The organism is Blastococcus sp. SYSU D00922 (genome assembly GCF_054050495.1).
This window is the reverse complement of sequence record NZ_JBJGZL010000004.1, coordinates 342,545-365,475: the sequence shown is the minus strand read 5'-3', so window position 1 is coordinate 365,475 and position 22,931 is coordinate 342,545. Positions and strand designations below refer to the sequence as shown.

General features: G+C 74.7%; 23 protein-coding genes. 5 read left to right on the top strand and 18 right to left on the bottom strand.

Annotated elements, in window-relative coordinates; all coding sequences use genetic code 11:
* Positions 1 to 192: 192 nt before the first annotated feature.
* The 3 genes from ACI78T_RS08945 to ACI78T_RS08935 all read right to left on the bottom strand — a co-directional run bounded on the left by ACI78T_RS08945 (position 193) and on the right by ACI78T_RS08935 (position 2,413).
* A complete protein-coding gene (locus tag ACI78T_RS08945) occupies positions 193 to 678 on the bottom strand; it encodes an SRPBCC family protein (protein WP_456557739.1) in 486 nt (161 codons plus the stop codon).
* Positions 675 to 1,028: an ArsR/SmtB family transcription factor gene (locus ACI78T_RS08940; protein WP_456557738.1), complete on the bottom strand. Its 354-nt coding sequence runs from the start codon at positions 1,026 to 1,028 to the stop codon at positions 675 to 677. Before ACI78T_RS08940 ends, ACI78T_RS08945 begins: the two co-directional genes overlap by 4 nt.
* An 86-nt stretch (positions 1,029 to 1,114) precedes the next feature.
* Positions 1,115 to 2,413, bottom strand: a complete 1,299-nt coding sequence (locus ACI78T_RS08935; protein ID WP_456557737.1) for an amidohydrolase family protein — start codon at positions 2,411 to 2,413, stop codon at positions 1,115 to 1,117.
* A 72-nt stretch (positions 2,414 to 2,485) separates the two neighbouring features.
* Between ACI78T_RS08935 and ACI78T_RS08930 the strand changes: the two genes are divergently transcribed.
* The 3 genes from ACI78T_RS08930 to ACI78T_RS08920 are packed head-to-tail and all read left to right on the top strand — an operon-like array spanning position 2,486 to position 4,448.
* A complete protein-coding gene (locus tag ACI78T_RS08930) occupies positions 2,486 to 3,160 on the top strand; it encodes a DedA family protein (RefSeq protein WP_456557736.1) in 675 nt (224 codons plus the stop codon).
* Positions 3,157 to 3,825: an HAD-IA family hydrolase gene (locus ACI78T_RS08925; RefSeq protein ID WP_456557735.1), complete on the top strand. Its 669-nt coding sequence runs from the start codon at positions 3,157 to 3,159 to the stop codon at positions 3,823 to 3,825. The genes ACI78T_RS08930 and ACI78T_RS08925 overlap by 4 nt, the downstream gene beginning before the upstream one ends.
* Complete coding sequence (locus ACI78T_RS08920) at positions 3,822 to 4,448, top strand: alpha/beta hydrolase family protein (RefSeq protein WP_456557734.1); 627 nt, start codon at positions 3,822 to 3,824, stop codon at positions 4,446 to 4,448. The genes ACI78T_RS08925 and ACI78T_RS08920 overlap by 4 nt, the downstream gene beginning before the upstream one ends.
* Here the strand turns inward: ACI78T_RS08920 and ACI78T_RS08915 are convergent.
* The 14 genes from ACI78T_RS08915 to ACI78T_RS08850 form a co-directional block, all read right to left on the bottom strand.
* The gene (locus ACI78T_RS08915) at positions 4,435 to 4,881 is read right to left on the bottom strand and encodes an AAA family ATPase (RefSeq protein WP_456557733.1); all 447 of its coding nucleotides are present in this window, start codon (positions 4,879 to 4,881) and stop codon (positions 4,435 to 4,437) included. The two genes, ACI78T_RS08920 and ACI78T_RS08915, sit on opposite strands and share 14 nt — an antisense overlap.
* A gap of 25 nt (positions 4,882 to 4,906) precedes the next feature.
* Complete coding sequence (locus ACI78T_RS08910) at positions 4,907 to 6,451, bottom strand: DUF222 domain-containing protein (protein ID WP_456557732.1); 1,545 nt, start codon at positions 6,449 to 6,451, stop codon at positions 4,907 to 4,909.
* Positions 6,452 to 6,491: 40 nt separating this feature from the next.
* On the bottom strand, positions 6,492 to 6,722 hold the full coding sequence (locus ACI78T_RS08905; protein WP_456557731.1) for a DUF2695 domain-containing protein: 231 nt from the start codon (positions 6,720 to 6,722) through the stop codon (positions 6,492 to 6,494).
* A 99-nt stretch (positions 6,723 to 6,821) separates the two neighbouring features.
* A complete protein-coding gene (locus ACI78T_RS08900; RefSeq protein WP_456557730.1) occupies positions 6,822 to 7,922 on the bottom strand; it encodes an SRPBCC family protein in 1,101 nt (366 codons plus the stop codon).
* A gap of 79 nt (positions 7,923 to 8,001) precedes the next feature.
* Complete coding sequence (locus ACI78T_RS08895) at positions 8,002 to 8,856, bottom strand: FAD binding domain-containing protein (protein WP_456557729.1); 855 nt, start codon at positions 8,854 to 8,856, stop codon at positions 8,002 to 8,004.
* The gene (locus tag ACI78T_RS08890) at positions 8,853 to 11,342 is read right to left on the bottom strand and encodes a xanthine dehydrogenase family protein molybdopterin-binding subunit (RefSeq protein WP_456557728.1); all 2,490 of its coding nucleotides are present in this window, start codon (positions 11,340 to 11,342) and stop codon (positions 8,853 to 8,855) included. Before ACI78T_RS08890 ends, ACI78T_RS08895 begins: the two co-directional genes overlap by 4 nt.
* On the bottom strand, positions 11,339 to 11,872 hold the full coding sequence (locus tag ACI78T_RS08885) for a (2Fe-2S)-binding protein (RefSeq protein ID WP_456557727.1): 534 nt from the start codon (positions 11,870 to 11,872) through the stop codon (positions 11,339 to 11,341). The genes ACI78T_RS08890 and ACI78T_RS08885 overlap by 4 nt, the downstream gene beginning before the upstream one ends.
* A 185-nt stretch (positions 11,873 to 12,057) precedes the next feature.
* Complete coding sequence (locus ACI78T_RS08880; RefSeq protein WP_456557726.1) at positions 12,058 to 13,299, bottom strand: MFS transporter; 1,242 nt, start codon at positions 13,297 to 13,299, stop codon at positions 12,058 to 12,060.
* 42 nt (positions 13,300 to 13,341) lie between these two features.
* Entirely contained in the window at positions 13,342 to 14,664 is a 1,323-nt protein-coding gene (locus tag ACI78T_RS08875; protein ID WP_456557725.1) for a GAF domain-containing protein, read from the bottom strand.
* Between the two features lie 84 nt (positions 14,665 to 14,748).
* Positions 14,749 to 16,023 carry a multidrug effflux MFS transporter gene (locus tag ACI78T_RS08870; protein WP_456557724.1) on the bottom strand — a complete coding sequence of 425 codons (1,275 nt, stop codon included), beginning with the start codon at positions 16,021 to 16,023 and terminating at the stop codon, positions 14,749 to 14,751.
* 116 nt (positions 16,024 to 16,139) lie between these two features.
* Positions 16,140 to 17,528: a mycofactocin biosynthesis glycosyltransferase MftF gene (gene mftF / locus ACI78T_RS08865; RefSeq protein WP_456557723.1), complete on the bottom strand. Its 1,389-nt coding sequence runs from the start codon at positions 17,526 to 17,528 to the stop codon at positions 16,140 to 16,142.
* Complete coding sequence (locus tag ACI78T_RS08860) at positions 17,525 to 18,073, bottom strand: cysteine hydrolase family protein (RefSeq protein ID WP_456557722.1); 549 nt, start codon at positions 18,071 to 18,073, stop codon at positions 17,525 to 17,527. The genes mftF and ACI78T_RS08860 overlap by 4 nt, the downstream gene beginning before the upstream one ends.
* Positions 18,070 to 19,548, bottom strand: coding sequence for a purine-cytosine permease family protein (locus ACI78T_RS08855; protein WP_456557721.1), 1,479 nt, complete (start codon positions 19,546 to 19,548; stop codon positions 18,070 to 18,072). Before ACI78T_RS08855 ends, ACI78T_RS08860 begins: the two co-directional genes overlap by 4 nt.
* 111 nt (positions 19,549 to 19,659) lie before the next feature.
* On the bottom strand, positions 19,660 to 20,364 hold the full coding sequence (locus tag ACI78T_RS08850; RefSeq protein WP_456557720.1) for a DUF4386 domain-containing protein: 705 nt from the start codon (positions 20,362 to 20,364) through the stop codon (positions 19,660 to 19,662).
* Positions 20,365 to 20,465: 101 nt separating this feature from the next.
* On the opposite strand from ACI78T_RS08850, the gene ACI78T_RS08845 reads away from it, so the two are divergent.
* Together ACI78T_RS08845 and ACI78T_RS08840 are read left to right on the top strand one after the other, a co-directional pair.
* Positions 20,466 to 21,185 (top strand): TetR/AcrR family transcriptional regulator C-terminal domain-containing protein, encoded by a 720-nt coding sequence (locus tag ACI78T_RS08845; protein WP_456557719.1) that lies wholly within the window; start codon positions 20,466 to 20,468, stop codon positions 21,183 to 21,185.
* A 44-nt stretch (positions 21,186 to 21,229) separates the two neighbouring features.
* Positions 21,230 to 22,228 (top strand): iron-siderophore ABC transporter substrate-binding protein, encoded by a 999-nt coding sequence (locus ACI78T_RS08840; RefSeq protein ID WP_456557718.1) that lies wholly within the window; start codon positions 21,230 to 21,232, stop codon positions 22,226 to 22,228.
* Positions 22,229 to 22,234: 6 nt separating this feature from the next.
* Here the strand turns inward: ACI78T_RS08840 and mftE are convergent, their stop codons facing one another.
* Positions 22,235 to 22,927: a mycofactocin biosynthesis peptidyl-dipeptidase MftE gene (gene mftE / locus ACI78T_RS08835; RefSeq protein WP_456557717.1), complete on the bottom strand. Its 693-nt coding sequence runs from the start codon at positions 22,925 to 22,927 to the stop codon at positions 22,235 to 22,237.
* Between the last annotated feature and the right edge of the window lie 4 nt (positions 22,928 to 22,931).

Here is a 22,931-nt window from a genome sequence, read left to right as displayed (position 1 = left end):
CGCCCGCCCCACCCCGCCCGTGCGGACGCCCCCCCCCCCGCCCCGCCCCCCCCCCCCCCCCCCCCCCCCCCCCCCCCCGCCCCCCCCCCCCCCGCCCCGCCCCCCCCCCCCCCCCCCCCCCCCCCCCCCCCCCCCCCCCCCCCCCCCCCCCCCCCCCCCCCCCCCCCCCCCCCGGCTCTCGGGTGGTGCCGGTCAGCTGCGGGCGAGGAGCTCGTCGAGCTTCTCGTAGCCCTCGTTCACGCCGACCTCCATGCCGCTGGCCACGAAGCCGTCGCGACCCTCGAACGAGTCGACCAGCGAGGTAGCGGTCAGCCGGGTGCGGCCGTCGCCGATGTCCTCCAGGACCAGCTTCTCCAGCGCGACGCCGTCGGGCATGCCCTCGAAGGTGAACGTCTGGACGATCAGCTCGTCCGGCCGCAGCTCGTGGAAGCAGCCGTAGAACCCGTACTCCCCGTTCTCGTCCGAGGCGGTGTACCGCCAGGAGCCGCCCGTGCGGGCGTCCCAGTGGTCGATGCGCATCCGGGTGCTCCGCGGGCCCATCCACTGCGCCACCAGCTCGGGGTCGGTGTGCGCGCGGTAGACCTTCTCCGGCGGTGCGTCGAACTCCCGGACGATCCGGACGATCGGGACGTCGGGGTCGGCGACGATCTGGGTCTCGTGGTGCGTGGTGCTGGTCATGACGGGTTTCCTTCCCGGGGTGAGGGGGCGTCCGGCATCGCGCGCAGGACGTCGTCCAGACGGCGGTAGCGCTCCTCGGCCTGCCGCCGGTACCGCTCGATCCACTTGGTCATCAGGTCGAACACGTTCGCCTCGAGGTGCACCGGGCGGCGCTGGGCCTCCCGGCTCCGGCTCACCAGACCGGCATCCTCCAGCACCTTGAGGTGCTTGGAGACGGCCTGGACGGTCACGTCGTAGGGCGCGGCGAGCTCGTTGACCGTGGCGTCGCCGACCGCGAGCCGCGCCACGATGTCCCGCCGGGTGGGGTCGGCCAGCGCCGAGAACACCCGGGAGAGCGGATCTGCCGCCACGTCGTCCTCCTCGTCATTCAACCTTTCGGTTGAGTAGGAGGCTAGAACTGTCGCACCGCTTGGTCAACCGTCTGGTTGAAAAAAGTTCAGCCGGCGGCGAGGCGAGTCGCCCGGGCGGCCACGTCGAGGCGCAGCGCCCCGGCGTCCACCCTGGTCGAGGCGCCGTCCCGGACGACCTGCCGGCCGCCGACCCACACGTCGCGCACGTGCCGACCGGCGCCGGACCACACGAGGTGGGCGAGCAGGTCCTCCGGGTCGCCGACCGGCTCGAAGACGAGGTCGCGCGTGTCCACGTGCACGAGGTCTGCGCGGCGACCGGCCGCCAGCAGGCCGAGGTCGGGGCGGCCGACGGCGTCGGCGGCGGCGCCGGTCGCGAGCCAGACCGCCTCGGCGGCGGTCAGGGCGGTGGCGTCGCGACCGGCGAGCCGGGCGAAGGATGCCGCCAGGCGCAGGTCGGCGAGCAGGTCCAGCCCGTCGTTGGACGCCGGGCCGTCGGTGCCCATCCCGACGCGGATGCCGCGGTCGAGCATGTCGCGCAACCGGGCGATCCCGCTGGCCAGCTTGGCGTTGCTGGCGGGGCAGTGCGCGACGGCGACGTCGTACTCCTGCCAGAGCGCGAGGTCGCCGTCGTCCATGTGCACGCAGTGCGCGGCGAGGACCCGGCCGCCGAGGACGTCGTGGGCGGCGAGCAGCGCGGGCACCGAGAGGCCGTGGGCGGCGAGCAGGTCGGCGCCCTCGGTCGCGGTCTCGGCGACGTGCAGGTGGAGCAGCAGGTCGTGCTCCCGGGCGGCGGCGGCCGCCGTGCGCAGCACCGGCAGGGGCACGGTGTAGGCGGCGTGCGGACCGATGCCGAACTCGACGCTGCCGTCGTCGGGCGCGCCGGCGGCGAGCTCGACCGCCGTCCGCAGCTGCTCGTCGAAGGGCGGCATGCCGGGGAGCGGGATCAGCGGGGCGGCGATGATCGCTCGGGCGCCGGTGGTGCCGACGGCGGCGGCGATGCGGTCGGGGTGGAAGTACATCTCGACGCTGGTGGTCACGCCGTTGCGCAGCATCTCCGCCGAGGCGGCGGTCATGGCGACCTCGACGTCGTCGGGGGTCAGGCGGGCCTCGCGCGGCCACATGACCTCCTGCAGCCAGCGGTCGAGCGGGAGGCCCTCGCCCTGGCCGCGGAACAGGACCATCGGGGCGTGCGAGTGGGTGTTCACCAGCCCCGGCATGAGCAGGCCCGGCAGCTCGGTGACCTCGGCGTCGTCCGCCGGTGGGGCGTCGGCTGCCGCGCCGACCCACCGGATCAGACCGTCGTCCACGTCGACGACGGCGTCGGGGACGACGGTGCCGGCGCGGTCCCCGACCACGACGGCGCGGGCGGTGAACCGGTGTGGCATGTCACCCGACGCTAGTGCCGCTTCCTCCTCGCGTCGCGGCGGCGGCCAGGAGCCGCCGATACCGTGGAGGCCATGTCACTCCTCGCCGCTGCCCCGACCGACGAGGGTGGTCTCACCGCCTGGCTGCTCCAGCTGGTGGACACGCTCGGCCCGATCGGCGTCGGCTTCAGCATCCTGCTGGAGACGGTCATCCCGCCGATCCCGAGCGAGGCGGTGCTGGGCGCCGCCGGCGTGCTCATCGACAGCCCGTGGGCGTTCCTCGCCGTCGTCGGCTGCGCCACGGTGGGCTCGGTCCTCGGCGCGATCTTCTTCTACTACATCGGCCGGGCCCTGGGGCCGCGGCGATCGCACGCCTTCCTCGACCGGCTGCCGCTGGTGGAGACCGAGGACGTGGACAAGACCTTCGCCTGGTTCGAGCGGCACGGGCGGTCCGCGGTGTTCTTCGGCCGCATGGTGCCGATCGTGCGCAGCTTCATCTCGGTGCCCGCCGGGGTGGTGCGGATGCCGTTCGGGCAGTTCCTGCTCTTCACGACCGCCGGCAGCCTGATCTGGAACAGCGTGCTGGTCACGCTGGGCTGGCTGGCGCGCGACTTCATCGAGGCGAACCTGCACTACCTGGACTACGTCGTCGCGGCGGTCGTGATCCTGGCCGTCGGCTGGTTCGTCTGGAAGAAGGCGACCGGCCGCCTGCGCCGCCCGGCGACCGCCGGCCTGGACCTGCCGGTGGACGAGCGCGACCAGGCGTGAGCCGCGAGCGCCCCGACGTCGTCGCGTTCGACGTCAACGAGACCCTGCTGGACCTGGCGCCCGTCCGGGCCGCCCTGGTCGAGGCGGGGGAGCCGGAGTCGCTGCTCGACACCGTGTTCGCCCGGACGCTGCTGGCCGGGTTCGCGGCCGTGGTCACCGGTACCTGGTGCACGTTCCGGGAGGCGTTCGACGCGGCCCTCGCCCAGGTGAGCGACCTGCCGGCCGAGCGGCGCGGGGTGGTCGCCGACGCGTTCCGCGAGCTGTCGCCGCACCCGGACGTCGAGCCGGCTTTGCGCCGTCTCGGGGAGGCCCGCGTCCGCGTCGTGACGCTGTCGCACGGCTCGCCCGGGGTGGCGGAGGCCGGGTTGGCGCGGGGTGGCATCACGCCGCTCGTGGAGCGAACCCTCTCCAGCGAGGTGATCCGCGCGTGGAAGCCGGCGCGCGAGGTCTACCTGTGGGCGGCGGGGGTGTGCGACGTGGCACCCGGGCGGATGGCGCTGGTGGCCGCGCACGGCTGGGACGTGCAGGGCGCGCAGCGCGCCGGCCTCACCGGCGCGTGGTTCCCGCGGAGCGAGCGGACGTTTCCCGCCGTCTACGAGGAGCCGCACGTCGCGGCGACCGACCTCGCCGGGGCGGTCGACGCCCTCTTGGCACTCCCCCGGTGACCGACGTCCGCGAGGTCGCGACTCCGCTCGGCCCCGCACGTGCGCACGTCGACGGCGGGGGCGGTGCCCGGACGCTCGTGCTGGGGCACGGCGCCGGGGGCGGCGTGGAGTCGGCCGACCTCGTCGAGATCACCGCGGAGGCGGCGGCCGCGGGCTGGCGGGTCGTCCGGGTCGAGCAGCCGTGGCGGGTGGCCGGGAGGCGCGTCGCCGTCGCGCCCCCGCGCCTGGACGAGGGGTGGAACGCGGTGCTGGCCGCCCTGCGCGCTGACGGGGTCCTCGCCGGGCCGCTGGTCCTGGGTGGCCGGAGCGCCGGGGCGCGGGTGGCGTGCCGGACGGCGGCCGAGCAGGGGGCGGCCGGCGTGCTGGCGCTGGCGTTCCCGCTGCACCCTCCGGGGAGGCCGGAGAAGAGCCGCGCCGCCGAGCTGACCACGGTCGACGTGCCGCTGGTCGTCGTCCAGGGCGAGACCGATGCCTTCGGGGCGCCGGCCGACGTGGCCGCCGTCCTCGCCGGCCGGCCGGGCGCCTCGGTCTACGCCGTCCCGGGCGACCACGCGCTGAAGAAGAACGTGGGCCTGGTCGCCGCGGCCGCGATGTCCTGGCTGGACGAGCTCACCGCGGGCTGACCAGGCGCTCCACGACGTCCGCCAGCTCCCCCACCGGCCGTCGTCCGTCCAGTTCCAGGCTGGCGCCCCGCCGGAGGAGCGGCTCCACCGTGTGGAGGTACCGCGCGATCTCGTCCTGCTCGGCGAGCGTCCGGCCGTACGGGTTGCCGGTGCGGGAGCGCACCCGCTCGATGAGCACCTCCAGCGGCGCGCTGAGCAGGACGACGTGGTGGAAGCGGTCGTAGAAGCGACCCTGGTTCTCCACCGTTCCCGAGATCACGACATCGGCGTGAGCGGCCAGCAGACGGTCCATGCGCCGCTCGTCCCAGCTGCCGTCGGGCAGCTCCCAGCCGCCGTAGTCGGTGTCCACGGTGAGGTGCCCGCGACGGGCGAGCTCTGCCAGGAGCGTCGTCTTCCCCGCGCCCGACATCCCCGTCACCAGCACCCGCGGCATCGCTCGAACCGTAGCGACCCGTTCCTCAGAAGGGCGCCGGTTCCAGCTCCGCCGCCTGGAGCGCCGGATCGTCCATGCCGGGTGGCCGCTCGACGCGGGTGACGCCACTGGGGGTCGTGACGGTGAGCGTGCCGTCGGGGGCCATGGCGAAGGACCACCCCGGGGCGTGGGTCTTCAGCCGGTGGTGCCGGCGGCACAGGCAGCAGAGGTTCTCGCAGGACGTCTCGCCGCCGTCGGCATGGGCGAGCACGTGGTCCAGGTCGGCCCAGCCGGCGGAGTTGCCGCAGCCGGGATGGCGGCAGGTGCGGTCGCGGGTCGTGACGAACCGTTCCTGGGCGGGGGTGTGCCGGTAGCGCTCCACGGGTGGTGGCCGGTCCAGCAGCGGGCACGCGCAGTCGCCGTCGGGGTGGTCGGGGCATCCACGGCGGGCGAGCCGCTCGAGTTCGCGGCGGGTGACGACGGCCCGCAGCGCCCCGCTGCCCGGATCGGTGAGGGCGAGGTCGAGACCACCGCCGGCCGGGGCCTGCAGGCCGCCGGGGCAGAGCGCGTCGAGCCGTTCGAGCAGCTCGCGCAGGTGCGCGGCGGTGATCGGCTGCCCGTCCAGCTGCGCCGGCTCCACCTCTCCCCCGGCCGCCGTGGCGCCGGCGATCAGCGTGTCCAGCGGGGCGAGCACGGTGAGCCGGGCGGTGACCGGCGTGCGGCTGTCGTCCCAGGGGCGCGTGACCAGGTCGAAGAGGGCCCCCACGCGCAGCTGACCGAGGCTGTGCGCGTCGCCGTCGGCCTTGGCCAGCCGGGCGTACGAGTCGAGGGTGCGGGTGAGCGTGGAGGCCATGTCCTGCGGGCAGTAGATCGCCAGCTCCGCCATGCCGTCCCGGGCCGGCCGCACGACCACGTCGGCCCCGCGAGCAGCGGTCCGGCGGCGCCGGTCGGCGGCGGCGGCGTCCAGCCGGAGCAGCTCCGCACGGACGGCTGCCTGCAGGCCGCGGATCGACAGCCGCTTCGCGCGGGGCAGGACAGCCGCTTCCACCTCGGCCAGCACCCCGGGCTCCAGCTCGCGGGCGGGTCCGGTCAGCTCGGCGGCCATCGCCCGGGCGCGCGGCCAGTCCAGCTCGCCGTCGGCCAGCGCCGCCCAGGTGCCCTGCAGCGGCGCCTTGAGCAGGAGCGCGGCGTCGGCCAGCTTCGTCGCCGCGGTCCGGGAGCAGGTGAGGATGATCGCCAGCTCGTCGGCCAAGAACTCGCTGACCCCGGCCGCCGGCTCGTGACCCGGTCCGGGCAGCCAGTCCGGGGACGCCGCGCCGGGCTCGCCGATCTGCCGGTCGTCGCTGTCGGGGCGGCGGTCGGCGAGTTCTGCGACCAGCTCCAGCTTGTAGGCGGCCAGCATGCCTTCTGCCTGCTCGATTCGCTGCAGCTCGGCGGCGAGCTCCGCATCGGTGCGCGAGGCCGGCGGCAGCAGCTCACCGAGCCGGGTGGGCCGGCTGGTCACCCCGGGAGGCAGGATCTCCGGCTGGGCAGGCGTCAGGTCGACGGACATGACCGTCACGCCGACGCCGAACCCACCGCCCTCGAACACATGAGCGAAGGTACGCGCGGGGTACGACAGTTCTGGCTGGTCAGGACCGTGGTCGGCGAACCGGCGTGAAGACCTCGCCCGGGTCGACGGTCATCACGACCTCGCAGTCGCAGTAGCCGCCGAACTCCTCGAGTCCGTCGTGCAACCGCTCGAGGTCCACGTCGTGGCGATCGGCCCACGCCTCCGTGGCCCGGAGCGTGTGGTCGCACCCGTCGGCGACCACGGCGGCGTCGACGTGCGCCAGCAGCGACTCGAGCTGCGACCGGTCCACCGGCATCCGAGCGGCACTCGCGGTTTGCTGCTCCCGCAGGTACTCGTCCTTCAGGCGCTTCCGGCGCGCCTTGTGGTCCTCCGCCGGCACGGTCGGCGGTCAGCGACGGCGACGACGCCGGCGGCGGATGAGCAGGGTGAGGAGCAGCAGCACCCCGGCGATGCCGGCCGCGGGAGCCGCGTACCGGGCCATGGCGGCGCCACCGGCGACCTCGAGCAGGTCGATCGGCTCCGGCTCCTGCTGCGGCGGGGTCACGGTCCTCGGGCCGGCCGACGGCACGCTCCGCACCGGCGCACCGGTGGCGGGACGGCTGGGCGGCGCGGTGGGCCCGGACGGCGGCCCGCTCGGAGCCTTCGCCGCCGCGGGCTTCGCCGCCGGTACGGTGTCCGCCGCGGCCGGGGCGGTGTCCGCGGCCGCCGGCGCCGTGTCGGTCGCCGCGGGTCCGGCGTCGGGCAGCGGCGGCACGGCCTTCACCGGGGCGGTCTTCGCGGGCGCGCTCTTGGCGGCCGCCTTCTTCGCGGGCGCCTTCTTCGCCGGGGCCTTCGCGGGCTCGACAGCGCTCGTCGCGCTCACCTTGTCCGTCGCGGCGGCCGCCGCCTTCTTCGTCCCGGCCGCGGCCTTCTTCACCGCCTGCCCGGCGGCTCCGTTGCCGGCCGCCTGCTCGGCGGAGGCGGCGACCTCCTCGACCGCGCCGGTGACCGTGGCCGCCGCCTTCTGCGTCGCCGTCTCGGCCCGCGCGGCGTCGCCCTGCGCGTCGCCCTCGCCCAGCTGGGCCGCGAGCTTGTCCGCGAACTGCCCCAGCAGCTTGTTGCCGACGTCGGTCATCACCCCGCGCCCGAACTGGGCGGGCCGGCCGGTGATGTTGAGGTCGGTCAGCACGTCGACGCGGGTGGTCGACCCCTCGGCGGCGAGCTTGGCCGTGACCACCGCCGCCGCCGTCCCGTTGCCGCGCTGGTCCTTGCCGCGGGCGTCGATGACGGCGCGGTGGGCGGCCTCGTCCTTCTCGATGAACGACGCCTTGCCCTGGTAGGTCAGGTTGATCGGGCCGAGCTTCACCTTGACGCGCCCGGTGAACTCGTCGCCGTTCACGGAGTCGAGGGCCGCTCCCGGCATGCAGGGCGCGATCCGCTCGATGTCGAGGAGCACCCGCCACGCCTCGTCGATCGGCACGGGCACGGTGAACGAGTTCTCCAACTGCACGGCTGGACCTCCTGGACGGTGCGTTCCGGCCGGACCACCCTAGGGCGGACCGGCCGGAACGGACGAGTTCTTCTGGACGCTACAGCCCGGCGGCCGCCGTCACCGCACGGCGAGTGAGCACCGTGACGAGGTGCTGGCGGTAGTCGGCCTGGGCGTTGAGGTCGCTGCTCGGGCTGGTCCCCTCCGCGGCGTGCTCGGCCGCGGCGGCGATCGCCTCGGCCGTGGCCTCGGCGCCGGCCAGCGCCGACTCGACCGCGGTCGCCCGCAGCGGGGTCGGCCCCATGTTGGTCAGGCCGATCCGCGCCTCGGCAATCCGCCCGCCCTCGAGACGCACCGCGGCGGCCACCGCCACGATCGACCAGGCCTGCGCCACGCGGTTGAACTTCTCGTAGTGCATGCCCCAGCCCTCCCGCTTCGGGAGGCGGATCTCGACCAGCAGCTCCCCCTCCTCCAGCGCGGTGGTCAGGTAGTCGACGAAGAAGTCCGCCGCGGGCACCGTGCGCCGGCCGGTGAGCCCGGCGATCACGAACTCAGCGTCGAGGGCCAGGGCCACGGCCGGCAGGTCGCCGGCGGGGTCGGCGTGCGCCAGCGCCCCGCCGAAGGTCCCCCGGTGGCGGACCTGGCGGTCGGCCACCGTCTCGGTCGCCTGCGCCACCAGCGGTGCGTACCGGGCGATCAGCGGGTCGGATATGACGTCGGAGTGCGTCGTCATGGCGCCGACGAAGATCGCGTCCCCCTCCTCGCGCACGCCGCGCAGCTCCGCCACCTTCGTCAGGTCGACCACCGTCTCCGGGGCGGCCAGCCGCAGCCGCATGACCGGGATCAGCGACTGCCCGCCGGCGAGGATCTTCACGTCCTCGCCGCCGGACGCGACTGCCTGCAGCGCCTCGTCCACCGTGGAGGGACGGGCGTAGGCGAACGGTGCGGGAATCATCGGTCCCCTCCCAGCGAGGAAGCGTCGGTGGCGACACCGGCGGTCGTCTCGGTCTGCGCCCCGCCGTAGGCGTTCGTGCCGGCGGTCGCGCGTCCTCCGCCGTCCCCTCCCTCGTGGATGGCCCGCCAGACCCGTTCCGGTGTCAGCGGCATCCGGATGTCGCTCACCCCCAGGTGCCGGACGGCGTCCAGCGCCGCGTTGACCACCGCGGGGGTCGAGGCGATGCAGCCGGCCTCGCCGATGCCCTTGGCGCCGATCGGGTTCCCCGGCGCGGGGTGCACGGTGTTGCCGGTCTCGAAGTGCGGCAGGTCTGCCGCCGAGGGGACCAGGTAGTCGACGAAGGTGCCGGTGGTCAGGTTGCCGTCGGCGTCGTAGACGGCCTCCTCGTAGAGGGCCTGCGCGATGCCCTGGGCCAGCCCGCCGTGCACCTGCCCCTCGACGATCAGCGGGTTGACGATGACGCCGACGTCGTCGACGCAGGCGTACTTCCGGATCTTCACCATGCCGGTCTCGGTGTCGACCTCCATGGCGCAGATGTGCGTGCCGTGGGGGAAGGAGAAGTTGACCGGGTCGAAGGTGGCGTCGGCGTCGATCGACGGCTCCACGCCCTCGGGGAAGTTGTGCGCCGCGAACGTGGCCAGCGCGATCTCCTGGATGGAGAGCGACGTGCCCGGCGTGCCGCGCACGGAGAACGACCCGTTCGCGAACTCGAGGTCGTCCTCGCTGGCCTCGAGCAGGTGCGCCGCGACCTTCCGCGCCTTGGCGACCACCTTGGCGGCGGCGTTCACGACGGCGGCGCCGCCGACGACCAGCGAGCGCGAGCCGTAGGTGTCCAGGCCGCGCGGGGACACCTGCGTGTCGCCGTGCAGCACCTCGACGTCCTCGAACGGCACGCCCAGCTCGTCGGCGACGAGCTGGCTCCACGCCGTCTCGTGCCCCTGCCCGTGGGCGGAGGAACCGGTGACGACCTCGACCTTGCCGGTGGGCAGCATCCGGATGGAGGCGTGCTCCCAGCCGCCCGCGCCGTAGGAGAGCGAGCCGAGCACCCGGGACGGCGCCAGGCCGCACATCTCGGTGAAGGTGGAGAAGCCGATGCCGAGCTGCACCGGGTCGTTCGACTCCCGCCGGCGGCGTTGCTCCTCCCGGAGCTCGTCGTAGCCGAGCAGCTGCAGGGCCTGCTGGGTGGCGCTCTCGTAGTCGCCGCTGTCGTACTCGAGCCCGGCGGCCGTCGTGAAGGGGAACTCGTCGGCGTTGATCCAGTTCTTGCGGCGCAGCTCCAGCGGGTCCATGCCGAGCTCGACGGCGAGCTCGTCCATGATCCGCTCGACGGCGAACGTGGCCTCCGGCCGGCCGGCGCCGCGGTAGGCGTCGGTCGGCGTCTTGTTGGTGAAGACGCCCTGGCACTCGAACCGGTAGGCCGGGAACTTGTAGATGCCGATGTACATGAAGGCGCCCAGGATCGGGACGCCGGGACTGACCAGGCGCAGGTAGGCGCCCATGTCGGAGAGGATCCGGCAGCGCAGGCCCTTGACGTTGCCCTCGCGGTCGGCGGCGATGTCGATGTACTGGATCTGGTCGCGGCCGTGGTGGGCGCTCATCAGCGACTCGCTGCGGGTCTCGGCCCACTTGACCGGCTTCCCGAGCCGCTTGGCCACCAGGAGGCTGATCACCTCCTCCGGCGTGACCTGCAGCTTCCCGCCGAAGCCGCCGCCGACGTCGGGGGCGACGACGCGCAGCTTGTGCTCCGGCGTCCCGGTGACCATGGCCAGCATCAGGCGCAGGATGTGCGGCACCTGCGTGGAGGACCACATCGTGTAGTTGTCGCCCTGCGGCTGGACGACGACGGCGCGCGGCTCCATGAACGCCGGGATCAGCCGCTGCTGGACGAACCGGCGGCTGACGACGACGTCGGCCTCGGCGAACGCCTGCTCGGTGTCGACCCCGGTGCCGGCCTCGCCCGCGTCGAAGACGAATTTGAACGACTCGTTGGAGTCGATGTGGTCGTGGCAGAGGTCGGGGTCGTCCCCGGTCGCGGCCTCCATGTCGAGGACGACGGGCAGGAGGTCGTAGTCGACGTCGACCAGTTCCACGGCGTCCTGCGCCGCGGCCTTGCTGCGGGCGGCGATGACGGCGACCGCCTCGCCGACGTGGTTGACCTCGTCGACGGCCAGCGACGGGTGCCCGGGGTTGACCATGTCCGGCGTCACCGGCCAGGCGCACGGGATGGAGCCCTGCTCCTCCTTGAAGTCCTGGCCCGTGAAGACGGCGATGACGCCCGGCGCCTGCTGGGCCGCGCTCACATCGACGCTGGTGATCTTGGCGTGCGCGACGGGGCTGCGGACGACGGCGAGGTGGAGCATCCCGGGCAGGACCATGTTGTCGGTCCACGTGGTCTTGCCGGTGATCAGCCGGGCGTCCTCCTTGCGCTTGCGCGCCTGCCCGACCTCGCGCGCCGGCGCCTCCGTGCGCTCCTCGACGGCGGTCATGCCTGCACCGCCACGTGCGGAGCGGCCGCGGTGTCCACCTCGGCCGGTGAGGTCGTCACGGCGCCGCCGTTCATCTCCGCCGCGGCCTGCTGCACCGCGCGGACGATGTTCTGGTAGCCGGTGCAGCGGCAGAGGTTGCCCTCGATCCCCTCGCGGACCTCGTCCTCGCTCGGGTTCGGGTTGTCGTTCACCAGGTCGATCGAGGCCATGATCATCCCGGGCGTGCAGAAGCCGCACTGCAGGCCGTGCATCTCGTGGAAGGCCTTCTGCATCGGGTGCAGGGTGCCGTTCTGCGAGATGCCCTCGATGGTGGTGACCTCGCTGCCGTCGGCCTGGACGGCGAAGACGGTGCAGCTCTTCACGGCCTCGCCGTCGAGGTGGACGGTGCAGGCGCCGCAGTTGCTGGTGTCGCAGCCGACGACGGTGCCGACCTTGCCCAGCTGCTCACGCAGGTAGTGCACGAGGAGTGTCCGAGGTTCGACGTCGTCGCTGTAGGACGCACCGTCGACCCGCACGTTGATCTGGGTCACCGATCCTCCGCTCCGCTCACGGGTGTGGCCCCGGTCACGTCCGGGGTGCAGGCGGAGTCTGCATCGCGGATCGCGGGTTAGGCCAGGCTCAGTGATCCCGGAGGCCCGATCGCGGGCGAAAAGCCCGGAAAACCGGGCCTCCCGGCCCTCCGAGGCGGCGGGCAACGTTGCAGCGGGGTTGCACGTCAGGCGACGGGGACACGCTCCGCGGCGAGCGTGGGGACGGCGGTGCGCCGCTCACGGCTCCGGAGGAGGGCGGACATCACCAGCGGCACGAGGCCCGCCGCGGCGAGGCCGGCACCGACGGCGCTGGGGGCTCGGTAGCCCAGGCCGGCCGCGATCACCAGCCCGCCGACCCAGGCGCCCAGGGCGTTGGCCAGGTTGAGCGCCGAGTGGTTGAGCGCGGCCCCGAGCATCTGGGCCTCGCCCGCGGTCTCCATGAGGCGCAGCTGCAGCAGGATGGCCAGCGTCGAGCCGCTGATCGACACCAGCAGCACGCCGACCACCAGGGCGGGCGCCCACGGCGCCACGAGCGCGGTCACCGCCAGCACGACCATGAGGACGACGAGCGAGCCGGCCAGGGACGGGAACAGCGCCCAGTCGCCGAGCCGCCCGGCCAGGGCCGTGCCGACCACCCCGCCGATCCCGTACACGAAGAGGACGACGGGCAGCGTGCCGCGGGAGAGGTCGGCGACGTCGGTGACCAACGGCGCGATGTAGCTGTACAGCGCGAACATGCCGCCGAAGCCGACGATGCCCACCGCCAGGGTCAGCAGCACCTGCGGCCGGCGGAGGGCGCCCAGCTCACCGCGGACGGTCGCGTCGGGACGCCCGGGCATGGACGGCACCACCGCGAGCACGGCCGCCACCGTCGCGGCGGCCAGGACGACGACCAGCCAGTACGCCGAGCGCCAGCCGAGCGCCTGGCCCAGCCACGTCGCGGCCGGGACGCCGGCGACGAGCGCGACCGACAGCCCGAGCATCACGGAGCTGACCGCGCGTCCGCGCAGCCGCGGGGCGACCAGCGCCGCGGCGACCAGCGAGGCGACCCCGAAGTAGGCGCCGTGCGGCAGCCCGGCGACGAAGCGGGCGACCAGCAGCGTGCGGTAGCCGGGCGCGATGGCGGTCAGGGCGTTGCCCAGGAGCAGGAACCCCATGAGACCGACCAGCAGCGCGCGCCGCGGGAACCGGGCGCTCACCGCCGCGATCACCGGGGCTCCGACCACGACGCCGACCGCGTAGGCGGAGATGAGGTGGCCGGCCGTGGGGATGTCGACGCCCACGCCGTCGCCGATGTCGGGCAGCAGACCCATGGTCACGAACTCGGTGGTGCCGATCGCGAACCCGCCCAGCGCCAGCGCGACGATCGCGACCACCACGCGGACGGTGCTCAGGGGCGGGCGGTCGGCGGGGAGAGCGGCGGTCACTCCACCAGCCAAGAGCACGACCCCCTCGGCGCATTCCCCGGGTCAGCGCGTCCGCGTCGTCCGTCTCAGCCGCAACAGGTGCGTCGCCGCCGCGGCCCGCCGCGGCGAGCTGGCCGGCAGCCACTCCAGGCAGGTCTGCCAGACGGCGACATCGTCCCGGGCCTCGGGGAGCTGCGCGTACCGGAGCAGCAGCTCGGGCCGGCGGCTGCGCAGCACCGCCTGCCGGAGCAGGGCCGCCACCCGCTCCCGGGCGGTGGCCACCCCCGGGGCGCGCGACCCGGGCAGCACGGCGCCGGGGTAGCGCTCCAGCGCCTCGCCGACCGCTCCCCGGGCGAGCAGCCGCCGGACCCGGTCGAGGTCGGTGTCGATGCGGCCGGTCAGCCGGTAGGGCCGGGAGCCGACCAGCTCCGGCCCGACGAGCCGGCGCAGCCGCGACAGCTCGGCCCGGACCGTCACCTCCGCCGCCTCCCCCGGGTGGCACTCGGCGGCCAGCTGGGACGCCGTCCGGCCCTCCCCGGCGACGGCGGCCTCCGCGAGCAGGAGCAGCAGCTCCGAGTGGCGCAGCGACAGCTCCACGGGCCCCGAGGGGAGGGTCAGCCGCGCCCGCTCCCGGCCGAGCACCTCGAGGCGCGGGGTCAGCCGCTGCAGCGGTGGAGGACGGCGGCCGTCGCCCCGCTGGAGCTGCTCGCGGCGCTGCCAGCGCAGCTCGGACTCGACGGCGGCGACCGTGGCCCGCACCAGCGTGAGGACGTGCGGGCTGGCCACGTGGTCGCCGCCGGTCACGTCGATCGCCCCGAGGAGGACGCCGGTCAGCGGGTCGTGGACCGGGGCCGCCGAGCAGCTCCACGGCTGCACCGGCCGGCGGTAGTGCTCGCTGCCGTAGATCTGGACGGCGTGGTCGACGGCCAGCGCGGTGCCCGGGGCGTTCGTGCCCACGACCGCCTCCGCCCAGCTCGCGCCCTCGACGAAGTGCATGCCGGCCGCGCGCGACCGCAGCGCCGGGTCGCCCTCCACCCACAGCATCCGGCCGCCGGCGTCGGTGACCGCGACGATCATCCGGTCGTCCTCGGCGTCCTCGACCAGCAGCCGCCGAATCACCGGCATCACCGGGGCCAGCGGGTGCGCCTCGCGGTAGGCGATCAGCTCGTCGTCCACCAGGTCGACCGGCGGCGGCTGGCCGCCGTCGGGGTCCACGCCGCTGCCCAGCGAGCGGTGCCACGAGTCGCGGACCACCCGGCGCACCGCGTCGTCGGCGAGGGCAGTGCCGGTGACGAGCCGTTCGTGGGCAGCGCGCAGCCGTCGGTCGTGGTCCGGGCCCGGACGCCCCGCGGGGAGCGCCAGCCAGGGGTTCACAGCCGACGGCACGGGACGCTCCGCCAACGGTGGCTCATGTCACGGCCATCGTGGCCGTTCGCGGCCCGTTCCACCAGAGCGGGCCGCCCGCAGGGTTCAGTGCGCGGCGACCGGCAGCGCGTCGTCGTCGGGCACCGGCAGCTCCCACGGCCGGACGACGACCACGAGCACGGCGATCGCGAGCACCAGGGCCGAGACGACGACGGTGCCGATGGCGACCGCGTCGTTGCCGAGGAGCCCGACGACCGGCGAGACGACGGCCCCGACGCCGAACTGGATGGCGCCCAGGAGGGCTGCCGCCGTCCCCGCCGCGTCGCCGTGGCGGGACAGGGCCAGCGCCGGCGCGTTGGGCAGCGCCAGGCCGCAGGCGGCGAGCACCGCCCAGAGGGTGCCGGCGACGGCCCAGAGCCCGCCCGTCCCCGTCCCGGCGAGGACGACCAGCGCGCCACCGGCCACGGCGCCGAACACCGTGCCGGTGACCAGCAGCTGCTGCGGCGACCAGCGGCGCAGCAGCACCGGGTTGAGCTGCGTGGCGGCGATCAGCCAGAAGGCGCCGGCACCGAAGAGCATGCCGAACTGCTGCTCGTCGAGGCCGAACTCACCCTGGTAGACGAACGCCGAGCCCGACACGTAGCTGAACAGACCCGCCATCGTGAGCCCGGCGACCAGCACGAGTCCGACGTAGGCGCGGTCGCGGAAGAGGCCGCCGTAGCCGCGCAGCGTGCCCCGCACGCCGCTGCTCTGCCGCCGCTCGGGCGGGAGCGTCTCGGGGAGCGACCGGATGCCGACCGCGATCATCAGCGCCCCGTAGACGGCGAGGAACGCGAAGATCCCGCGCCAGGAGGTGAAGCGCAGCAGCTCACCGCCGATGGTGGGCGCCAGGACCGGGGCCGCGCCCAGGACGAGGAACAGCCGGGAGAGCATCGTCGCGGCGGCCCGCCCGTCGTACAGGTCGCGCACGATGGCGATCGCGATGACCGCGCCGGCCGCCGTCCCCACGCCCTGGAGGACCCGGAGCGCGCCGAGCACTGCCAGGTTGGGGGCGACGAGCACCAGCAGCGACGCGAGGACGTGCAGCGCGGTGCCGGCGAGCAGCGGGCGCTTGCGGCCCAGCGCGTCCGACACCGGGCCCAGCACGAGCTGGCCCAGCGCCAGGCCGATCAGGGTGCCGGTGAGCGTCAGCTGCACCGCGCTCGCCGTGGTCTCGAGCTCCCGCGTGATCGTGGGCAGCGCCGGCAGGTACATGTCGATGGTCAGCGGCCCGATGGCGACGAAGCCACCGAGGACGAGCGCGGTCTTGGCGACGCCGGGGCGCTCGACGGGGGACGGTGCGGTGACGGCGGCGGTCGGCCGGTCCTGGAGGGCTGTCACGTCTTCTCTCTCGATCGCGTCGTCGCGGGGACCGACGCTGGCCGAACCGCACTACGGGGAGCGACAAGTCCTTCGGTCGGCGAAGCATTCCGCTCAGGGGCGCATGTTCCGAGAATTCACCGTCCGGAAACCTCGGGCCGGGCGGGCAGCAGCGCCCGGGGGCTGCGCGCCCGCACGGCGCCGGCCCACAGCCCCGCGCCGTAGGCGAGGTCCTCGAGCCGCCGCGCGGCGGTGAAACGGACCGGTCCCACCCGGCCGCGGTGCGGCCACCAGGCGAGGACGGCGTCGGCGGCGGCGACCGCGAGCACCGCGCGACGGGCACGGCGGGAGACCAGCGCCGCCACCACCGCCGGGGGCCAGTGGTGCCGGGTGACCGACCGGGCCAGCGCCCGGCCGGAGGAGGTCGTCCCCCGCGCGACCATGAGTGCCGCGAAGCCGACCGGGGGCCGCTCCCCCGGACGGCGCAGTTTCCGCGCCAGGCGGGCGGCCGTGAGCGCGAGCACGCCGGTGGCCGCCCGGTGACGACCGGACAGCGCCAGCGCCCACGCGGCCGCCGTCTCCGGGGCGATGACCACGGGTGCCACCGCGCCGCCGTGCCGGGAGGCGAGCAGGGCGGCGCCGGTGCCGTAGAAGGCGCGGCGGCGCAGCCACTCCCCCGTCGTCCGGGGGTGGTCGTGCGCCACCTCGGCGCCCGGCTCGTAGCGGACCCGCCACCCGGCCGCGGCCAGCCGCCAGACCAGGTCGACGTCCTCGGCCACCCGCATCGCCTCGTCGAACCCCTCCCCGAGGGCGGACCGGCGGGCCACGAGGGCCGCGCTCGGCACGTACGAGACGGCGGAGCCGGGGCGCACCGGGGCGGGGTGCGGCCCCATGTCGAGCGCGCTGACCGCCGCCTCGTAGGGGGCGAACCAGGCGGAGTTCCCCGGGGACGCCACGATCCGCGGGGCGACCACCGCCAGGCGCGGGTCGTCGAGGTGCGGCCGCAGCCGGTCCAGCCACCCGGGGCGGGGCACGCAGTCGGAGTCGAGGAAGGCGACGAACGGCGTCGCCGCGGCGCGCAGGCCGGCGTTCCGCGCCGCCGCGGGGCCCCGGGAGCGCTCGTGGCGCAGGACGAGGGCGCCGGGAGCATCGACGGGCACCACCGAGCCGTCGTCCACCACGACCACCGGGAGCTCCGCCGTCCCCGGATCGGCGCGCAGCGCGGCCAGCAGCCGGTCCAGGTCCCGGTCCTTCACCGGGACGACGACGGTGACGTCGGCGGCGGTCCGCGGGGGCAGGTCGGGGGAGGCCAGCCCGGCGTCCAGCAGCCGTGCGGCCAGCGTCGCCGTCGTCGCGTCGCCGACGACCAGCCGGTCGCCGGCCAGCAGGGCGCGGGCGCGGGGAGACGGCCGGAGGAGCCGCAGCGGCGAGCCGCCGAGCAGGCTGCCGTCGGGGCGCCGGCGCGTCCGCGGGTCCAGGCGGACGGCGAACCCGTGCGGCGGCGGGTCGTCGGGAGCCGGGATCACCGGCCGGCCAGCACCTCGTCGGTGGTCGTGATCTCCACCAGCGGCGCGTAGAGCCCCATGATCCGGAGGGCCCGGTCGTGGTCGTCGTCGCAGGAGCCGGCGCAGGCGTCGCTGACCACGCGCACGGGCACGCCGGCGTCGGCCGCTGGGAGGACGGTGGAGATGACGCAGCAGTCGGTGGCCACGCCGACGACGGTCAGCGGCCCCTCGCCGACGACCTCGACCAGGTCGGGCCCCCACTTGCCGAACGTCGTGGCCTCGACGACCGGGCGGCCACCCGGGTCCTCGACCAGCTCGTACAGGTGGTGGTCCGGCGGGACCAGCGCGAACTCGTACTGCTGGTAGTACTCCTTCCACGCCCCCACCGGCTCGGCCGGCGCGACGAAGCGGGTCCAGACCACGCGGTCGCCGAAGGCCTCCGCCAGCCGGCGGATCCGCGGCCGGATCTCCGCGAACCGGGGCGCCGTCCAGGGCGAGTCCCGGTCGCCGAAGACGTGCTGGAGGTCGACGACGACGAGCCAGCCCTCGGGCTGCGGTGCGGTCACCCGGCGATCCTCTCCTGCGCCCGGACGGCGTTCCGCCGCAGGGCGAGGGTGCCGAGCAGGCCGATGAGGAAGGCGGCCAGCACGCCGAGGTTCGCGTAGGCCCAGTCGCCCTCGCGACCGCCCAGCCCGAAGGCGCCCAGCAGGTAGCCCTGCCAGTCCAGCCACCCCGCGTAGGTGTTGGTGACCAGGCCCCAGCCGACGACGGTGCCGAGCAGCAGCAAGGCGAGCGGGACGGGCTGGACGCTGCCGTAGCGCCCGCGGGGGTCGTAGAGCTCCGGCTCGGCGTAGTCGCGCTTCCGCAGCGCGAGGTCGGCCAGCATGATGCCGCACCAGGCGGCGATCGGGACGCCGAGCGTGATGAGGAAGCCCTGGAACTGGAAGAAGAACTCGTCGGCGACGAAGACGACGAAGACCGTGCCCAGCACCATCAGGACGCCGTCGATGAGCGCCGCGACCGGGCGGGGCACCCGGAGGCCGGCGGCCAGCAGGGACAGCCCGGACGAGTAGATGTCCAGCAGCGCGCCGCCGATGAGGCCGAGCACCACGACGAGGATGAACGGCACCAGGAACCAGGTCGGGAGGATCGTGCCCAGGGCGCCGATCGGGTCGGCGCCGATGGCGGCCGAGAGCTCCGGGTCCGACCCGGCGAGCAGCAGGCCGGTGATCAGCAGCAGCACCGGGGCCAGCGCTCCGCCGAACGTCGTCCAGCCGACGACGCCGCGCGTCGAGGCGCGGCGCGGCAGGTAGCGCGAGTAGTCGGCCGCCGCGTTCACCCAGCCGAACCCGTAGCCGGTCATCACGAAGACCAGCGCGCCGATGAAGACGGCGGTCGAGCCCGACGGCGCCGAGGTGACGGCGGTCCAGTCGATCTCCGAGGCGACCAGGACGATGTAGACGACGGTCAGGACGCCGGTGACCACGGTGATGACCGTCTGCATCCGCATGATCAGGTCGAACCCGAGCACCCCGCCGGCCACGACGAGCGCCGCCACGACGAGCAGGGCGACGACCTGGGTCGCGGTGCCGCCGCTCCAGCCGAGCTGGGTGAAGACCGTCGACGTCGCGAGGGTGGCCAGCGAGACGAGGACGGTCTCCCAGCCCACGGTCAGCACCCAGGACAGGACCGACGGCACCTTGTTGCCGTTGACGCCGAACGCGGCCCGGCTCAGGACGAGGGTCGGCGCCGAGCCCCGCTTGCCGGCGATGGCGACCAGCCCGCAGAGCAGGAACGAGACGACGATGCCGACGATCCCGGCGACGACGGCCTGCCAGAACGAGATGCCGAAGCCGAAGAGGAACGAGCCGTAGGCCAGGCCGAGGACGCTGACGTTCGCCCCGAACCACGGCCAGAACAGCTGGCGGGGCGTGCCCTTGCGCTCGCTCTCGTCGATGACGTTGATGCCGTTGGTCTCGACCGCCACCCGCGGGCTGGGCGCCTCGGGGACACCCGCCGCCGGCGTCGTCTGCTGTGCCATCGCTGGTCCACCCTCCGATCAGGGAGCCCGTCCGGCGTCCGGGGGCCCGCTCCCGGTGCGGGACAGTAGCCGCGCGCCGCCGGGCGGCCCGGGATCGTGCCCGCGTCGTGATCAGGCCGGGACCCGCTCCGCCGGCGTGGCAGGCGCGGGTGCGGCACGCGTCGGCCGGAAGCCCTTCGCCAGCAGGTACGCGGCCAGGCTCATCTCCCACGCGAACACCGGCAGCGCGGCCACGGCGCCCGGGACGGAGACCTGCTCGTACAGGCCGGCGAGCACGGCGGTCGCCGAGAGGAAGATCAGCGGGCCGGCGACCAGCCCGAGCAGAGGGATCCACCGGGCCACGAGGTCCGCCCGGAGCACGAGCCAGGCCAGCAGCGTGGTGTTGACGCCCAGCGCGACGTTCGGCCCGAACAGGAACGTCCAGTCGTGGAGGGCCACGAGTCCCCGGGCGACGGCGACCGACCCGACGTCGGACCCCGCGGGCTCGTCGCGCAGGGTCACGACCGCCAGCAGGCAGAGGATCCCGACCACGATCAACGTCGCCTCCAGCAGCCGGCCGCAGACGTAACCCAGTGCGAAGGCGTGGTGCTGCCGGCGCAGGACCGGGTAGAGCGTGATCGCCGTCCCGGCCACCGAGATCGCCACCAGGATCTCGAGGAACGCACCGGCCCGCACCCCGCCGTCGCCGCCGGCGCCGAGCACGAAGCCGGGGTCGTCGAGCACCGGCTGGTAGAGCGCGAGCGCCAGCATCGCTGGGAAGGCGGCCACGAGGAAGAACACGCCCGTGACCACCGCCGTCCGTCTCGTCCTGTCCACGTCGTTCCTCCAGTTCCACAGTGGTGTACGGCGTACACCATCGCTGCGAAACGTTAGGTGTACGGTGTACGCCTGTCAAGGACCAGGGTGCGGAGGGCCGGATGCCGGAACCGGGGCGCAGGACGCCGCTGAGCACGGAGCGCGTGCTGTCGGCCGCCGTGGCGCTCGCCGACGAGGTCGGCATCGACGCGGTCAGCATGCGGCGACTGGCCCAGGACCTCGGGGTCGTCCCGATGGCGCTGTACAAGCACGTCGCCAACAAGGACCAGCTGCTCGACGGCATGGTCGACCGGGTCGTCGGCGAGTTCGAGCCCCCCGCGGAGGGCGCCGACTGGAAGGACGGCGTCCGGCAGCGGGTCCTGTCCGCGCGGCGGGCGGTGCTGCGGCACCCGTGGGCGCGGGCGGCCATCGAGTCGCGGACGCACCGCACGCCCGCCGTCCTGGGGTACATGGACGCGCTGGCGGGCACGTTCATGGACGGCGGCTTCTCCGCCGACCTCACCCACCACGTGATGCACGCACTGGGCAACCGCATCTGGGGCTTCAGCCCGGAGCTGTTCGACGAACCACGAGCGCCGGACACCCCGCCCCCGTCGCCGGAGGCCCAGGAGGTCGTGGCGCGGGAGTTCGCCCAGCGCTTCCCGCACATCCTGGCGATCGCCACGGCGGCGACCGGCGGGGAGCTCTCCCGCGTGGGCCGGGGCTGCGACGAGCAGTTCGAGTTCGAGTTCGCCCTGGACCTGCTGCTCGACGGGTTCGACCGGCTCCGGCGGGACGGCTGGAGCTCCCGCGCGCGGAGGCCGGCTGCCCCACGGGCGTGAGCATGTGGTTAGGTCAGGCTTACCTGACCTTTGAAGGAGCACGCATGTCCGCCCGTCCCGCCCTCCGCGGCGCCGCCCTGCTGGCCACCGCCCTCGTCGTCACCAGCTGCGGCTCGGGCGACGACTCCGGCTCCGGCTCGGAGGCCGGCGGCACGGCGTCCGGCTCCTCCGACGCCTTCCCGGTCACCGTCAGCACCGCCTTCGGCGACGTGACGGTCGAGGAGGAGCCGCAGCGCGTGGTGGCCCTCGGCTGGTCCGACGCCGAGACGGCGCTGGCGCTCGGCGTCGAGCCGGTCGGCGCCAGCGACTGGCTGGCGGTCGGCGGCGACGGGCTCGGGGACTGGGTGGAGCAGGGGTACACCGAGGAGCCCGAGATGATCGAGACCCTCGAGCCGAGCTTCGAGCAGATCGCGGCGCTCGAGCCCGACCTGATCCTCGACACCCGCTCGTCGGGCACGCAGGAGCGCTACGACCTGCTCAGCGAGATCGCGCCCACCATCGGGCAGCCCGAGGGCGTGGGCCCGTACCAGACCACCTGGCAGCAGCAGCTGGAGATGGTCGGGCAGGCGCTGGGCAAGGCCGACGAGGCGGCCGACCTCGAGGACCAGGTCGACCGGGCCTTCGCCGACGCCGCCGAGGCGCACCCCGAGTTCGACGGCACCGAGGTGGCCGTGGGCGCCTACACGTCGGAGGGCTTCGGCGCCTACGTCAGCGGCGACGCCCGCGTGGCGTTCATGGAGCAGCTCGGTTTCCAGAACAAGCAGGCCATCGAGGACCAGGCGACCGAGAACTTCTTCATCCCGGTCAGCGAGGAGCAGCTGAACCTGCTCGACGCCGAGCTGACCGTCGTCTTCCCGATCTTCGTGGAGGCCTCGGAGTTCACCGGCAACCCGCTGTGGCAGGCCCTGCCGTCGGTGCAGGAGGGGCGCGCCGTCGTCTTCGACGACACGACCACGCTCAACGCCTTCTCGAGCGCCTCGGCGCCGGGGCTGCTCTACGCCCTCGAGACCGTCGTGCCGCAGTTCGCCGACGCCCTGGGCTGATCCGCCTCAGCTGATCCGTCCGTCGGCGGCCACCTGCCAGGCGGCCGCCGACGCGACCAGCGAGGGGACGAGCCGGTCGAGCAGGTCCGCCCCTTCCGCCGGCGACGCCCCGGCCGGGTCGCCGAGGACGCCGGTCGGGCTGACCCCCCGGACGCCCTCGGCGCGCAGGCGGGGGAGCAGGTCGCGGATCGGGGCCGTCTCGCCGGCGACCGCGCGGTCCTCACGCACCCCACCCGGTTCCACGTGCAACATCAGCGACGTCTCGGTGCGGCCCGCGTGGGCGTCGCCGCCACGCACCCCGCAGGCGAACCAGGCGACGTCCCGCCCCTCGGCCCGCAGCAGCGGGACGGCGGCGCGCAGCGCGTCGAGGTTGCCGCCGTGCCCGTTCACCACCAGCAGCCGGCCGGCCCAGCGGCACGCCGACCGGCCGTACTCGACGAGCAGGCCGGTCAGCGCCTCGGTGCCGATGGAGATCGTGCCGGGGAAGCCCTCGTGCTCCCCGCTGGCCCCGTACGCCAGCGCCGGCGCGAGCAGCGCGCCGTCGAGCGACGGCGCCGCCGCCTCCGCGACGGCGCAGGCCACGGAGGTGTCGGTGCCCAACGGCAGGTGGTGACCGTGCTGCTCCACCGAGCCGAGCGGGACGACGACCAGCGGCCGGTCAGGGATCTCCGGCCAGACGGCGCCGGCCAGCGAGGTCACCGCA